At 48.9% G+C, this 14,711-nt stretch carries 13 protein-coding genes and 2 rRNA genes; 12 read left to right on the top strand and 3 right to left on the bottom strand.

Annotation, left to right across the window (positions count from 1 at the left end; all coding sequences use genetic code 11):
- Nucleotides 1-118: 118 nt before the first annotated feature.
- The 5 genes from BZK40_RS16475 (at nt 119) to BZK40_RS16495 (ending at nt 3,659) form a co-directional block, all read left to right on the top strand.
- Complete coding sequence (locus BZK40_RS16475) at nt 119-853, top strand: carbonic anhydrase (protein ID WP_223849040.1); 735 nt, start codon at nt 119-121, stop codon at nt 851-853.
- A 298-nt stretch (nt 854-1,151) separates the two neighbouring features.
- On the top strand, nt 1,152-2,117 hold the full coding sequence (gene dusB / locus BZK40_RS16480) for a tRNA dihydrouridine synthase DusB (protein WP_008785970.1): 966 nt from the start codon (nt 1,152-1,154) through the stop codon (nt 2,115-2,117).
- A gap of 25 nt (nt 2,118-2,142) precedes the next feature.
- On the top strand, nt 2,143-2,439 hold the full coding sequence (gene fis / locus BZK40_RS16485) for a DNA-binding transcriptional regulator Fis (RefSeq protein WP_000462905.1): 297 nt from the start codon (nt 2,143-2,145) through the stop codon (nt 2,437-2,439).
- 88 nt (nt 2,440-2,527) lie between these two features.
- Nucleotides 2,528-3,412 (top strand): adenine-specific DNA-methyltransferase, encoded by an 885-nt coding sequence (yhdJ, locus tag BZK40_RS16490; protein WP_008785971.1) that lies wholly within the window; start codon nt 2,528-2,530, stop codon nt 3,410-3,412.
- 82 nt (nt 3,413-3,494) lie between these two features.
- Complete coding sequence (locus BZK40_RS16495) at nt 3,495-3,659, top strand: DUF2556 family protein (RefSeq protein WP_003025279.1); 165 nt, start codon at nt 3,495-3,497, stop codon at nt 3,657-3,659.
- Nucleotides 3,660-3,705: 46 nt separating this feature from the next.
- On the opposite strand, the gene envR is transcribed toward BZK40_RS16495, so the two are convergent.
- Nucleotides 3,706-4,362, bottom strand: coding sequence for an acrEF/envCD operon transcriptional regulator (gene envR, locus BZK40_RS16500; RefSeq protein ID WP_048225757.1), 657 nt, complete (start codon nt 4,360-4,362; stop codon nt 3,706-3,708).
- A gap of 413 nt (nt 4,363-4,775) precedes the next feature.
- Between envR and BZK40_RS16505 the strand changes: the two genes are divergently transcribed.
- The 7 genes from BZK40_RS16505 to BZK40_RS16535 all read left to right on the top strand — a co-directional run bounded on the left by BZK40_RS16505 (nt 4,776) and on the right by BZK40_RS16535 (nt 14,169).
- The gene (locus tag BZK40_RS16505; RefSeq protein WP_008785974.1) at nt 4,776-5,936 is read left to right on the top strand and encodes an efflux RND transporter periplasmic adaptor subunit; all 1,161 of its coding nucleotides are present in this window, start codon (nt 4,776-4,778) and stop codon (nt 5,934-5,936) included.
- 11 nt (nt 5,937-5,947) lie between these two features.
- Nucleotides 5,948-9,061, top strand: a complete 3,114-nt coding sequence (locus tag BZK40_RS16510) for an efflux RND transporter permease subunit (RefSeq protein ID WP_048215435.1) — start codon at nt 5,948-5,950, stop codon at nt 9,059-9,061.
- Nucleotides 9,062-9,331: 270 nt separating this feature from the next.
- Nucleotides 9,332-9,553, top strand: a complete 222-nt coding sequence (locus tag BZK40_RS16515) for a lipoprotein (RefSeq protein WP_003025292.1) — start codon at nt 9,332-9,334, stop codon at nt 9,551-9,553.
- A gap of 460 nt (nt 9,554-10,013) precedes the next feature.
- Nucleotides 10,014-11,039, top strand: a complete 1,026-nt coding sequence (locus BZK40_RS16520) for an amino acid ABC transporter substrate-binding protein (RefSeq protein WP_008785976.1) — start codon at nt 10,014-10,016, stop codon at nt 11,037-11,039.
- 69 nt (nt 11,040-11,108) lie between these two features.
- Nucleotides 11,109-12,290, top strand: a complete 1,182-nt coding sequence (locus BZK40_RS16525) for an amino acid ABC transporter permease (RefSeq protein WP_079934965.1) — start codon at nt 11,109-11,111, stop codon at nt 12,288-12,290.
- Nucleotides 12,291-12,299: 9 nt separating this feature from the next.
- Nucleotides 12,300-13,403: an amino acid ABC transporter permease gene (locus BZK40_RS16530; RefSeq protein ID WP_079934966.1), complete on the top strand. Its 1,104-nt coding sequence runs from the start codon at nt 12,300-12,302 to the stop codon at nt 13,401-13,403.
- A 7-nt stretch (nt 13,404-13,410) separates the two neighbouring features.
- Nucleotides 13,411-14,169 (top strand): amino acid ABC transporter ATP-binding protein, encoded by a 759-nt coding sequence (locus BZK40_RS16535; protein ID WP_003025300.1) that lies wholly within the window; start codon nt 13,411-13,413, stop codon nt 14,167-14,169.
- A gap of 88 nt (nt 14,170-14,257) precedes the next feature.
- On the opposite strand, the gene rrf is transcribed toward BZK40_RS16535, so the two are convergent.
- Both rrf and BZK40_RS16545 read right to left on the bottom strand, forming a co-directional pair.
- Nucleotides 14,258-14,373 (bottom strand): 5S ribosomal RNA (gene rrf / locus BZK40_RS16540).
- Nucleotides 14,374-14,473: 100 nt separating this feature from the next.
- Nucleotides 14,474-14,711, bottom strand: a 23S ribosomal RNA gene (locus BZK40_RS16545); the annotation flags it as partial.

Consider the following 14,711-nt stretch of genomic DNA (forward strand, 5'->3'; position numbering starts at 1 on the left):
TACCGACACTTTCCTCAGCGATATAATAATCAATTGATTTTGTTATTTTTTATATTGATTTTCGTTGAGTAAACGTATGCGTTTCAACTGTTTTACAACAACTTTGCTGGCAGCATGCATGATGCCACTGACCACGCTGGCCGTACCATGGGGATATACCGAAGAAAACGGCCCCGCACGGTGGGGAGAAATCAGCAAAGCGTATGCAACGTGCCAGACAGGCATAAACCAATCCCCCATAGACATCCAGACCACCACAACCAGTAAACTCGGTCTCCCCGCGCTGAACATGCAGTACGTCGATGGCCCAACTAGATTTCGGAGCATTAACCATACGTTGCAAGCAACGATGAGTAGCTACGCATCTAATTCTATTGAAATTGATGAAACGCTTTATTATTTAAAACAATTTGATTTTCATGCCCCGAGCGAACATACCCTCAACGGTAAAACCTATCCGCTGGAGCTGCAGCTGGTCCACAAAAATCAATCCGGAGACATCGCTATCGTGGCGGTTATGTTTGATATCGGCGAACCAAACCAGGCGATTCAAAATTTGTGGGAGTCCTTTCCAACCATGGAGGACAGCAGCATGGCCATCTTCTCGCCGGTCGATATCCACCAGCTTTTACCCGACAATAAAACCTACTGGCGCTACCGTGGTTCGTTAACAACGCCTCCCTGCACCGAAGGCGTCACCTGGACTATCCTGAAAACGCCTGTTGCTCTTTCTGCCGAACAAATGGATAAATTCCACTACATTGTTGGGCCAGCAAACAATCGCCCGCTGCAGCCGTTGAATGAACGCAAGATTACGGACAGCTATTCTGGGGATACCGAGATCCTGTACTAAAATGAGGTAGCGATCACACAATGACGAGGTAATTTGCTGATTAATTCAGCAGAATATCTTGTCAGTACCGTCTGCAGCTGAAGAAAAAATGAGAAGTTACGCAAAATTATATGTGTATATAAAATCGACACATTTTTATAATGCGATGATTTATATGATTAAATATTTTCATGCGTTCACATTTACGGCAATTCATTGATCCACCTCAGTGGATTGGTCAAAGTTTGGCCTTTCATCTCGTGCGAAAAATGCGTAATATACGCCGCCTTGCAGTCACAGTATGGTCATTTCTTAACTCATGCGCATCGGACAATACCAGCTCAGAAATCGCCTGATCGCAGCACCTATGGCTGGCATCACTGACAGACCATTCAGGACGCTGTGCTATGAGATGGGAGCAGGATTGACAGTATCCGAGATGATGTCTTCTAACCCGCAGGTTTGGGAAAGTGACAAGTCTCGTTTACGGATGGTGCACGTTGATGAGCCAGGAATTCGCACGGTGCAAATTGCCGGTAGCGACCCTGTTGAGATGGCCGATGCCGCACGTATTAACGTGGAAAGCGGCGCCCAGATTATTGATATCAATATGGGGTGTCCGGCTAAAAAAGTGAATCGCAAGCTCGCAGGTTCAGCCCTCTTGCAGTACCCGGATTTAGTGAAATCGATACTAACCGAGGTCGTCAATGCAGTGGACGTTCCTGTCACACTCAAGATTCGCACCGGCTGGGCTCCGGAACACCGTAACTGCGTAGAGATTGCCCAACTGGCTGAAGACTGTGGCATTCAGGCTCTGACCATTCATGGACGCACCCGCGCCTGTTTGTTCAATGGAGATGCTGAGTACGACAGTATTCGGGCAGTTAAGCAGAAAGTTTCCATTCCGATTATCGCGAATGGCGACATTACTGACCCGCATAAAGCCAGAGCTGTACTCGACTATACGGGGGCGGATGCCCTGATGATAGGACGTGCAGCTCAGGGAAGACCCTGGATCTTTCGGGAAATCCAGCATTATCTGGACACTGGGGAGCTGCTGCCCCCGCTGCCTCTGGCAGAGGTGAAGCGCTTGCTTTGTGCGCACATTCGGGAACTGCACGACTTTTATGGTCAGGCAAAAGGGTACCGAATTGCGCGTAAACACGTATCCTGGTATCTCCAGGAACACGCTCCGGATGACCAGTTTCGGCGCACATTCAACGCCATTGAAGATTCCAGCGAACAGCTGGCGGCGTTGGAGGCATACTTCGAAAATTTTGCGTAAACAGAAATAAAGAGCTGACAGAACTATGTTCGAACAACGCGTAAATTCTGACGTACTGACCGTTTCTACCGTTAACTCTCAGGACCAGGTAACTCAAAAGCCCCTGCGTGACTCGGTTAAACAGGCACTGAAGAACTATTTTGCTCAATTGAATGGTCAGGATGTGAATGATCTCTATGAGCTGGTACTGGCTGAAGTAGAACAGCCCCTGTTGGACATGGTGATGCAATACACCCGCGGTAACCAGACCCGTGCTGCCCTGATGATGGGCATCAACCGTGGTACGCTGCGTAAAAAACTGAAAAAATACGGCATGAACTGATACTAATCAGTTAAATGTTTGTTTTAAAAGGCGCTACTCGGCATGGGGAAGCGCCTTTTTTATTGACGTCACACGGGAGGCTTTGGCGATGAACGCGAGATGTGAACCTGTCTATTTTGGCGATGAATCTAAAAAGATAATCCTGGGTGACGCACTAACTGAACTAAAAAAACTGCCGTCTGAAAGCGTTGAACTCATTTTTGCTGACCCTCCTTATAACATCGGAAAAGACTTTGACGGGATGGTGGAATCCTGGGACGAAGAAGCCTTTCTGGCGTGGTTGTTTGAGTGCATCGACGAGTGCCATCGCATCCTCAAACCACACGGCACCATGTACATCATGAACAGTACGGAGAACATGCCGTACATCGACCTCAAATGCCGCCCGCTTTTTACCATCAAGAGTCGTATCGTGTGGTCATACGATAGCTCAGGGGTACAGGCCAAAAATTACTTTGGTTCGATGTATGAACCGATCCTGATGATGGTAAAAGATCAGAAAAACTACACATTTAATCGTGACGATATTCTGGTTGAAGCCAAAACTGGCGCTAAACGCGCGCTAATAGACTACAGAAAAAACCCGCCGCAGCCCTACAATCAGAAAAAAGTACCGGGCAATGTCTGGGAGTTCCCACGCGTACGCTATCTGATGGACGAATACGAAAACCACCCCACCCAGAAACCCAAAGCCCTCCTGGAGCGTATAATTCTGGCTTCCTCCAACCCGGATGACAAAGTGCTGGATCCGTTCGCCGGCAGCTTCACCACCGGAGCTACCGCCGTGGAATTGGGTCGCAAGTTTGTCGGGATTGAGATCAATACTGAATACGTAAAAATGGGGCTCAGAAGACTGAGTATCGGTTCTCATTTTTCAGAAATTGAGCTTGCCAAGGTGAAAAAACGTAAGACAAAAAACCTGTCTAAAAAGAGTCGATTGACGGCAAAGAGTGGCGATCTTTCAACAAAGTAAAGGCATTGTAAGTCTGCTTTTCAGCTTAAAAATTTCGTGTATATTCCCTGCACACTTGGGCATGAATACACAGGGTTTAGGAATGATTCGCAAGTATTGGTGGCTGGTTGTTTTTGCGGTCTTCGTTTTTCTTTTTGATGCGCTGCTCATCCAATGGATAGAGCTGATGACAACAGAGCACGACAAGTGCCGGAATATGAACTCAGTGAATCCCCTTAAGCTGGTCAACTGCGTCGACCTCGAATAGCACCTCAGATAACACTTCGACAGCCGTCAGCCTCTGGCGGTAAAAACTATCCGACCTGGTTTTCACTCTGCATTAATTGCATGACGCTACCGTCTGGGCTTAACATTTTTAGTACATTATCAACTAATACTGGAGCTTGCCCATATAGATCATAACTCACTGGATTCATTAACCAGTTTTTTATAATTCCGCTAAAACTACCGTGCAGAATAATGATGATGACATCTAAATCAAGAGTGGTGGCAATCAAATTGTCATCGACACATTTTTGCAGGGAATCACGAATGCTTTGATGACTGATACCTATTTTATCGCGAATAGCCTGCTCAGATATCATATCGTTATGAAATTCACACTTATGATATAAAATCTGCATTAATGCCTGCTGACGAGGGTTCTCTGCAATATATTGTAACCCCACCACAAACTTTTCTCGCAATCGCTGTAAAGGGTTATCACCCCAACGACCAATTAACTTGTCCTGAATAAGATCGCGTAAAGGTGGTTGTTGTAACCATAGCTCATTAAACAATTGAGTTTTATTTTCGAAATGCCAATAGAGCGCGCCACGCGTCACGCTGGCGGCATCCGCAATGTCGTTTAGCGTCGTATTGCTTACGCCACGTGCGGCAAACTGTACAATTGCCGTTTCTATCAGGTGCTGCCGCGTTTTGAGGGCATCAGCTTTCGTTTTTCTGGCCATGGTTCCGACTGTCTGAGGTAGAGTAGAGAATGATTAACTTTCTTATCTAATATTTGCGATACGGAACAAATGTATCACTTAGCATTTATTTAAACGAGTTCTAAAAAATATTATTACGGACTTTGCACACGAATAAACAAAACGAATACCAACAAACAATATATTCACAAACCAAATACTTATTTCAATTTGTGTTTATGCGAATCATAGTATTGCTATTAACACCACAATGAAACAGCTGTCGATTAATCTTTTTTTGCTTTTACGTGCCGTGTATCGTGCCTATAAATAAGTATTGCTTACATCGCAAGCTAATAATTTGTAGGATAGCCAACTATTATTTTTCTTGTGCACGTTATCGCCCCCTGCGTTACCCGGTTAATAACGAGCGTTCGGTTTTTTAAGGAATAGAAATGACGAAAAATGCCAGGTTTTCACTCCTGCCCTCATTCATCATCGTCTCCGCTGCATTACTCGCCGGTTGTAACGATCAGGGAGAAACACAAGCTCATCCCGCAGAACCGCAGGTGACTGTCCATGTCGTCGAAAAGGCTCCTTTAGCCGTAACGACCGAATTACCCGGGCGCACAACGGCATTCCGAATTGCAGAAGTTCGTCCCCAGGTCAGCGGGATAGTGCTTAAACGGAATTTCACTGAAGGAAGCGATATTGAAGCCGGACAGTCACTTTATCAGATCGATCCCGCGACTTATCAGGCTGACTATGACAGCGCCAAAGGTGAACTGGCGAAGAGTGAAGCGGCGGCTGCAATCGCGCATTTAACGGTAAAACGCTATGTGCCGTTGGTTGGCACCAAGTACATCAGCCAGCAAGAGTACGATCAGGCAATTGCTGATGCTCGTCAGGCCGATGCCTCCGTGATCGCGGCAAAAGCGGCGGTCGAAAGCGCGCGTATCAATCTGGCCTACACCAAAGTGACATCGCCAATTAGCGGACGCATCGGTAAATCTAACGTCACCGAAGGTGCATTAGTCACGAATGGCCAGGCTACAGAGCTTGCTACCGTTCAACAGCTCGATCCCATTTACGTCGACGTGACACAGTCCAGTAACGACTTTATGCGCCTCAAACAGTCCGTTGAACAAGGGAGTCTGCATAAAGACAGCGCCAGCAGTACTGTCGAACTGGTGATGGAAAATGGTCAGTCATACCCGCTAAAAGGCTCTTTGCAGTTTTCTGATGTGACGGTTGATGAAAGCACCGGCTCAATCACCCTCAGAGCCGTGTTCCCTAACCCGCAGCACACGCTGTTGCCGGGCATGTTTGTGCGTGCACGCATTGATGAAGGCGTCCAGCCGAATGCCATTCTCGTTCCGCAGCAGGGGGTAACGCGTACGCCTCGCGGCGATGCCACCGTAATGGTCGTTAACGACAAGAGTCAGGTTGAGTCTCGCGCAGTCGTTGCCGCACAAGCTATTGGTGACAAGTGGCTCATCAGCGAAGGCCTGCAACCGGGTGACAAAGTTATCGTGAGCGGCTTACAGAAAGCACGTCCAGGCGTTCAGGTTAAAGCAACCGCCGATACCGAAACCCCTGCCACGAAAGCCCAATAAGGTAACCGGACATGGCTAACTTTTTTATCAGGCGTCCTATCTTTGCCTGGGTATTGGCTATCATTCTGATGATGGCGGGTGCTCTGGCAATCATGCAACTGCCCGTGGCACAGTACCCGACCATTGCGCCTCCTGCGGTCGCCATTTCTGCCACCTACCCTGGTGCAGATGCACAGACGGTTCAGGATACAGTCACACAGGTTATCGAACAGAATATGAATGGTATCGATAACCTGATGTATATGTCCTCCACCAGCGACTCGGCCGGGAGTGTGACTATTACACTGACTTTCCAGTCCGGTACCGATCCCGATATCGCGCAAGTGCAGGTGCAAAATAAACTGCAGCTCGCCACTCCGCTACTGCCGCAAGAAGTTCAGCAGCAAGGGATCAGCGTCGAGAAATCCAGCAGCAGCTTTTTGATGGTCGCGGGTTTTGTCTCTGACAACCCACAAACCACACAGGATGACATTTCCGACTACGTCGCCTCGAACGTTAAAGACTCAATCAGCCGTCTGAATGGCGTGGGTGACGTGCAGCTGTTTGGTGCACAGTACGCCATGCGCATCTGGCTGGATGCAAACTTATTGAACAAATATCAGCTCACGCCGGTTGATGTGATCAATCAGTTGAAGGTACAGAACGATCAGATTGCCGCAGGTCAGTTAGGGGGTACGCCTGCATTACCTAACCAGCAGCTGAACGCCTCTATCATTGCGCAAACGCGACTGAAAGACCCTGAAGAGTTCGGCAAAGTGACGTTACGCGTGAACAGCGATGGCTCGGTTGTTCACCTGAAAGACGTCGCGCGTATCGAGTTAGGCGGGGAAAACTACAACGTCGTGGCGCGTATTAACGGTAAGCCTGCATCCGGCCTTGGGATCAAGCTGGCAACCGGGGCAAACGCGCTGGATACTGCTAACGCGATTAAAGCCAAGCTGGTTGAACTGCAGCCATTCTTCCCACAGGGAATGAAGGTGGTCTACCCGTACGACACGACGCCGTTTGTGACCATCTCCATTCATGAAGTGGTAAAAACGTTGTTTGAAGCGATCGTGCTGGTGTTCCTGGTCATGTATTTGTTCCTGCAAAACATCCGGGCAACGCTCATTCCAACCATCGCCGTACCTGTCGTATTGTTGGGCACATTTGCCGTGCTTGCTGCGTTTGGCTACTCAATAAACACCCTGACGATGTTCGGCATGGTACTCGCCATCGGTCTATTGGTCGATGATGCGATAGTGGTGGTGGAAAACGTAGAACGCGTGATGATGGAGGATCATCTGCCGCCCAAAGAGGCGACGGAAAAATCCATGTCACAAATACAGGGAGCACTGGTTGGTATTGCCATGGTGCTGTCTGCGGTATTTATCCCGATGGCCTTCTTTGGCGGTTCAACCGGGGCTATCTATCGGCAATTTTCCATCACCATCGTTTCCGCCATGGCGCTTTCAGTACTGGTCGCGCTGATCCTGACTCCCGCACTTTGTGCAACGTTGCTGAAGCCCTTATCAGCTGAACATCACGAGAAAAGAAGCGGTTTCTTTGGCTGGTTCAATGCCAAATTCGATCACAGCGTCAATCACTACACCAATAGCGTCAGCGGTATTGTGCGTAAAACTGGGCGTTACCTGGTCGTCTACCTGATAATCGTCATCGGGATGGCTGTGCTGTTTATGCGCCTGCCAACCTCCTTCCTGCCAGAGGAAGATCAGGGCGTCTTCCTGACGATGATTCAACTTCCTGCAGGCGCCACGCAAGAACGCACCCAGAAGGTGCTTGATCAGGTCACCCACTACTACCTGAACAATGAAAAAGCCAACGTTGAAAGCGTCTTTACGGTTAACGGCTTTAGCTTCAGCGGCCAGGGGCAAAACTCAGGGATGGCGTTCGTCAGCCTCAAGCCCTGGGAAGAACGTAGCGGTAACGAAAATAACGTTGAATCAATTATCGCCCGCGCTACCCGAGCGTTTAGTCAGATTCGTGATGGTCTGGTGTTCCCTTTCAACATGCCAGCCATCGTTGAACTGGGTACCGCGACGGGCTTCGACTTCGAGCTGATTGACCAGGGCGGGTTGGGGCATGCTGCGCTAACCCAGGCACGTAACCAACTGCTGGGCATGGTTGCCAAACACCCTGACCTGCTGGTTCGTGTGCGTCCAAACGGGCTCGAGGATACCGCACAGTTCAAGCTGGATGTCGATCAGGAGAAAGCGCAAGCGCTTGGTGTCTCACTGTCTGATATCAACGAAACTATCTCAGCTGCGCTGGGCGGCTATTACGTCAATGACTTCATTGACCGTGGACGCGTGAAAAAAGTGTACGTACAAGCCGATGCCAAGTTCCGTATGTTACCGGAGGACATCAATAATCTGTATGTTCGTAGCGCCAATGGCGAAATGGTTCCGTTCTCCACGTTCAGTTCCGCACACTGGATCTACGGCTCACCGCGCCTGGAGCGCTATAACGGTATGCCTTCTATGGAACTGCTGGGAGAAGCAGCGCCTGGCAGAAGTACCGGTGAAGCAATGGCGCTAATGGAAAGCCTGGCGGAAAAACTGCCAAACGGTATTGGTCATGACTGGACGGGGATGTCCTATCAGGAAAGGCTGTCGGGTAACCAGGCACCTGCGCTGTATGCCATCTCGCTAATCGTTGTCTTCCTTTGCCTTGCCGCATTGTATGAAAGCTGGTCTATTCCTTTCTCGGTGATGCTGGTTGTACCGCTCGGTGTTGTGGGCGCATTGTTAGCAGCATCACTGCGTGGGATGAATAACGATGTGTATTTCCAGGTTGGCTTACTAACCACAATCGGCCTCTCGGCTAAGAACGCCATCCTGATCGTCGAGTTTGCCAAAGACCTGATGGATAAAGAAGGCAAGGGGTTGATTGAAGCGACGCTGGAGGCATCGCGCATGCGTCTTCGTCCTATCCTGATGACATCCCTGGCCTTTATTCTGGGGGTTATGCCTCTGGTTATCAGTCACGGTGCAGGTAGTGGTGCGCAGAATGCGGTCGGTACCGGTGTTATGGGAGGAATGCTGACCGCAACATTGTTGGCTATCTTCTTCGTCCCCGTCTTCTTTGTTGTCGTAAGACGGCGTTTTAGTCGGCACAACGATTAATTTGTAAAATAAAGGCGTCTACGGACGCCTTTTTCACCTACGATGCTCCTCTTTATTTATTAGTAAGATAGCCATTTATTTCATTTAAATTATCCCTCTAAACTCGCCTGCAGCCTTTCTTTTTATCCATTATTTTTACAATCCACATGAATTGAGATTATTCCTCATGTCAGTCCTTTTTTAAGAAGTGGTAAAATAATCGCCGAGTTCGCAGATGGCTTAGCGTTTGTCTTTGCTTAATTAGCGAAACGCTTATTTTGAGGTAACACCATGAAAAGATTAATATCCGTTGCACTGCTTACCGCATTCCTGGCTGGCTGTGCACACGATTCTCCTTGCGTACCTGTATACGACGATCAGGGACGCCTGGTTCATACCAATACCTGTATGAAAGGCACCACCCAGGATAACTGGGAAACAGCCGGGGCCATCGCCGGTGGTGCTGCAGCCGTTGCCGGACTGACGCTTGGGATTGTCGCCCTGACCAAATAAATCATCTTAAAAGCGCGGTTATTACCGCGCTTTTAGCAATAAGCATAAAATCTACATATAAGACAAAACGTTGCTTAATAGAACCTGACATGTAATAAAATTATTATAGATTTCACTCACACATCCGCGATTTGAAATTAGCATTTTTTCTGTTTTTCGTAACACCACATTTTCTTTTCATTATTCTCACGTCATTAATATTAACGCCAGAAATCGTTATCACGCGTCCTGTCTGATTTTTAAATTTTTTGCGCCGAAATGTGGCTTACGTTTCAATTTTGCACCACTTCAGGGCGCTGCATTTATTTTTTCCTGTCTACACTCTGCATATTGCGTCGAATAATCAGGCGCAAAAAACTGGCACTACCTTTGCTTAAAAGAGTATGGCCAAAGCCACAGACAGGTAAAAGACGTTTTCAGAACGTTTCCATAACAATAATTCCTCCACACAGGATGCTCTATGAAAAAGATGATAATCGCCAGCCTGGCTGCGGCCGGTGTGCTGCTTGCTGTTGCAAATCAGGCACATGCCGGCGCAACACTTGATGCCGTAAAGAAAAAAGGGTTTGTGCAATGTGGGATCAGCGACGGCTTGCCTGGCTTTTCTTACGCCGATGCAAGCGGCAAGTTCTCGGGTATTGATGTTGATGTATGTCGTGGCGTTGCCTCCGCCGTATTTGGCGATGATAGCAAAGTAAAATATACCCCGCTCACCGCCAAGGAACGCTTTACCGCATTACAGTCTGGTGAAGTCGACATGCTCTCTCGTAATACCACGTGGACCTCTTCTCGTGATGCCGGTATGGGCATGTCCTTCACTGGTGTAACGTATTACGACGGCATTGGCTTTCTTACCCACAATAAAGCAGGCCTGAAGAGCGCTAAAGAGCTGGATGGTGCAACGGTCTGTATTCAGGCGGGAACCGATACCGAACTAAACGTGGCCGACTACTTTAAAGCCAACAAGATGAAGTACACCCCTGTCACCTTTGACCGTTCGGATGAATCAGCCAAAGCTCTGGAATCTGGACGTTGCGATACGCTGGCTTCCGACCAGTCTCAGCTGTATGCCCTACGCATCAAGCTGAGCAATCCTGCGGAATGGATCGTCCTGCCAGAAGTTATTTCTAAAGAACCGCTGGGACCTGTCGTACGTCGTGGGGACGATGAGTGGTTCTCCATTGTTCGCTGGACGCTGTTCGCCATGCTAAATGCGGAAGAAATGGGTGTTAACTCGAAAAACGTCGATGAAAAAGCGGCTAATCCAGCAACACCGGATATGGCACACCTGTTGGGTAAAGAAGGGGATTATGGCAAGGATCTGAAGCTTGATAACAAATGGGCCTACAACATTATCAAGCAAGTTGGTAACTATTCGGAGATCTTTGAACGTAACGTTGGATCGGAAAGTCCGCTGAAGATCAAACGTGGACAGAACAACCTCTGGAATAACGGTGGCATTCAGTATGCGCCACCGGTGCGCTAATGCGTAGTGATGTAACGGGCGCCGCAACTGCGGCGCTCAGCCCAGAGTCATAGTTACTGAGGTTTTCTTATGTTCCATCGCCGCTCAACCGTAAAAGGATCGTTATCCTTTTCTAACCCTGCGGTCCGCGCCTGGTTATTTCAAATACTCGCCGTCATTGCGGTTATCAGCATTGCGGTCTATCTCATTCATAACACGATAAATAACCTGAACAATAGCGGTATTACCTCGGGGTTTTCTTTTCTCGATCGCAGCGCCGGATTTGGCATTGTCCAGCATCTGATCGATTACGAGCAAGGCGATACGTATGGTCGTGTCTTTGTGGTCGGCCTGCTCAATACTCTGTTAGTTTCAGCACTGTGCATTGTTTTCGCATCAATTCTCGGTTTCTTTCTCGGGTTGGCACGCCTGTCAGATAACTGGTTATTGCGAAAGCTCTCGACGATCTACATCGAAACGTTCCGCAATATACCGCCGCTGCTGCAGATCTTCTTCTGGTATTTCGCCGTATTACGTAATCTGCCCGGCCCACGCCAGGCCGTTAACGCGCTGGATTTGATGTTCCTGAGTAACCGGGGGCTCTATATTCCGTCCCCGCAAATGGGAGAAGGTTTTTTTGCCTTTTGCACCGCTGTCGTTATCGCTATCGTCGTCACCATCGGATTATTTCGCTTCAACAGAATGCATCAGACCAAAACCGGTCAGCTACGTCGGACCTGGCCCACAGCTCTGGCGTTGATCGTACTTTTACCGGTGATTTCACAGTGGATGTTTGGCGCTGCGCTTCACTGGGATATTCCCGCGCTCCGTGGTTTTAACTTCCGTGGCGGTATGGTGCTTATTCCTGAACTGGCGGCACTGACTCTGGCGCTTTCGGTATATACCTCGGCATTTATTGCAGAAATTATTCGGGCGGGCATTCAGGCCGTTCCTTACGGCCAACATGAAGCCGCACGCTCGCTGGGTCTGCCAAATCCGGTGACGCTACGCCAGGTAATCATCCCACAGGCGCTACGCGTCATCATTCCCCCACTGACCAGCCAGTACCTGAATATCGTCAAGAACTCTTCTCTTGCAGCCGCCATTGGCTACCCGGACATGGTTTCACTGTTTGCCGGCACGGTACTCAATCAAACAGGGCAAGCCATTGAAACGATCGCCATCACCATGTCGGTATACCTGATCATCAGTCTGAGTATTTCTTTGCTGATGAATATTTATAACCGCCGTATCGCACTGATTGAGCGCTAAGGAGCCATGATGACAAAAGCACTGCTGTCTCACCCCTCGCGCCAGCACAGCAATCCGGCAAGCCGCAGTCTACTCTGGGTGCGTAAAAACCTGTTCTCCAGTTGGTCAAATAGCCTGCTCACCCTGCTATGCGTATGGCTGATTTGGTCATTTCTCCCGCCACTGTTGAACTGGGTGTTCTTTCAGGCCAACTGGGTCGGTTCTACCCGGGCAGACTGTACCAAAGCGGGAGCCTGCTGGGTGTTCATCCATGAACGCTTCGGGCAATTCATGTATGGGCTTTATCCACACGATCAGCGTTGGCGCGTAAATCTGGCCCTGATAATTGGTCTGGCTTCTATTGTTCCGATGTTCTGGAAAACCATTCCCCACCGTGGCCGTTATATCGCTATCTGGGCAGTCATATATCCAATTGTCGTCTGGTGGCTGATGTACGGTGGTTTTTTCGGACTTGAACGCGTAGAAACCCGGCAGTGGGGCGGATTAACACTGACGCTTATTATTGCATCCGTGGGGATTGCAGGCGCGCTTCCATGGGGCATTTTACTGGCGTTGGGACGTCGTTCCCATATGCCAGTCGTGCGGGTTTTATCCGTCATTTTCATTGAGTTCTGGCGCGGTGTACCGTTGATTACTGTTCTGTTTATGTCCTCGGTCATGCTTCCTCTGTTTATGTCCGAAGGAACCAGTATCGACAAGCTTATCCGGGCGCTGGTCGGCGTTATTCTTTTCCAGTCGGCCTATGTCGCAGAAGTGGTTCGCGGAGGGCTACAGGCCCTACCGAAAGGTCAGTATGAAGCCGCGGAATCACTGGCGCTAAGGTACTGGAAAACTCAGGGGCTGGTCATTCTTCCGCAAGCCCTCAAGCTGGTTATCCCTGGTCTGGTTAACACGATTATCGCCCTGTTCAAGGATACCAGCCTGGTCATCATCATCGGTCTGTTTGATCTCTTCAGTAGCGTGCAGCAGGCAACTGTGGACCCTGCGTGGCTGGGTATGTCGACAGAAGGATATGTTTTCGCTGCACTGATTTACTGGATCTTCTGTTTCAGTATGTCGCGTTACAGCCAGCATCTGGAAAAACGTTTTAACACCGGGCGTACACCGCACTGAGGAATTTATGAGCCAATTATTAATGCCGTCTACCGACGCGATGATTACGCTGGAAAACGTCAACAAATGGTACGGACAGTTTCATGTCCTGAAAAACATCAACCTGAAGGTAAAACAGGGAGAGCGCATCGTATTATGCGGGCCTTCCGGTTCAGGTAAATCGACAACTATCCGCTGTATTAACCATCTGGAAGAACATCAGCAAGGACGCATTGTAGTGGATGGGATTGAGCTCAATGAAGACATCCGCAATATTGAGCGCGTCCGACAAGAAGTTGGCATGGTCTTTCAGCACTTTAATCTCTTTCCTCATTTAACTGTTTTGCAAAACTGCACGCTGGCACCTATCTGGGTGCAAAAGATGCCGAAAAAAGAGGCTGAAGTACTGGCAATGCACTACCTTGAGCGGGTCCGCATTGCCGAACATGCACATAAATATCCCGGGCAAATTTCTGGTGGACAACAACAGCGCGTAGCCATTGCACGCTCACTGTGTATGAAACCCAAAATCATGTTATTTGATGAACCCACATCAGCGTTGGATCCAGAAATGGTAAAAGAAGTGCTGGATACCATGATAGGTCTGGCGCAATCGGGCATGACCATGCTATGTGTAACCCATGAAATGGGCTTTGCCCGCACAGTAGCTGACCGGGTGATCTTTATGGATCTTGGCGAGATTGTGGAACAGGCACCACCGGATGAGTTTTTTGCTCACCCCAAATCGGAACGCACGCGCGCGTTTTTATCGCAGGTTATTCATTAATATATATATGCCGGATACAGTTCCGGTGGATTTCCGCGTATAAATGCAAAAAGGCCATCCTTTCGGATGGCCTTTTCACTTATTTGATGTCTGGCAGTTCCCTACTCTCGCATGGGGAGACCCCACACTACCATCGGCGCTACGGCGTTTCACTTCTGAGTTCGGCATGGGGTCAGGTGGGACCACCGCGCTACAGCCGCCAGGCAAATTCTGTTTATCAACACACCTCCCGGGCATGTCGATGTAATCTGTAATCAAGCTGAATCTTGTGTCTGTCTCTTCGCCAAAACATCTTCGGCGTTGTAAGGTTAAGCCTCACGGTTCATTAGTATCGGTTAGCTCAATGTATCGCTACACTTACACACCCGACCTATCAACGTCGTCGTCTTCAACGTTCCTTCAGGACTCTTAAAGGGTCAGGGAGAACTCATCTCGGGGCAAGTTTCGTGCTTAGATGCTTTCAGCACTTATCTCTTCCGCATTTAGCTACCGGGCAATGCCATTGGCATGACAACCCGAACACCAGTGATGCGTCCACTCCG

This window comes from Citrobacter portucalensis (assembly GCF_002042885.1).
In the GTDB taxonomy this organism is placed as follows: domain Bacteria; phylum Pseudomonadota; class Gammaproteobacteria; order Enterobacterales; family Enterobacteriaceae; genus Citrobacter; species Citrobacter portucalensis.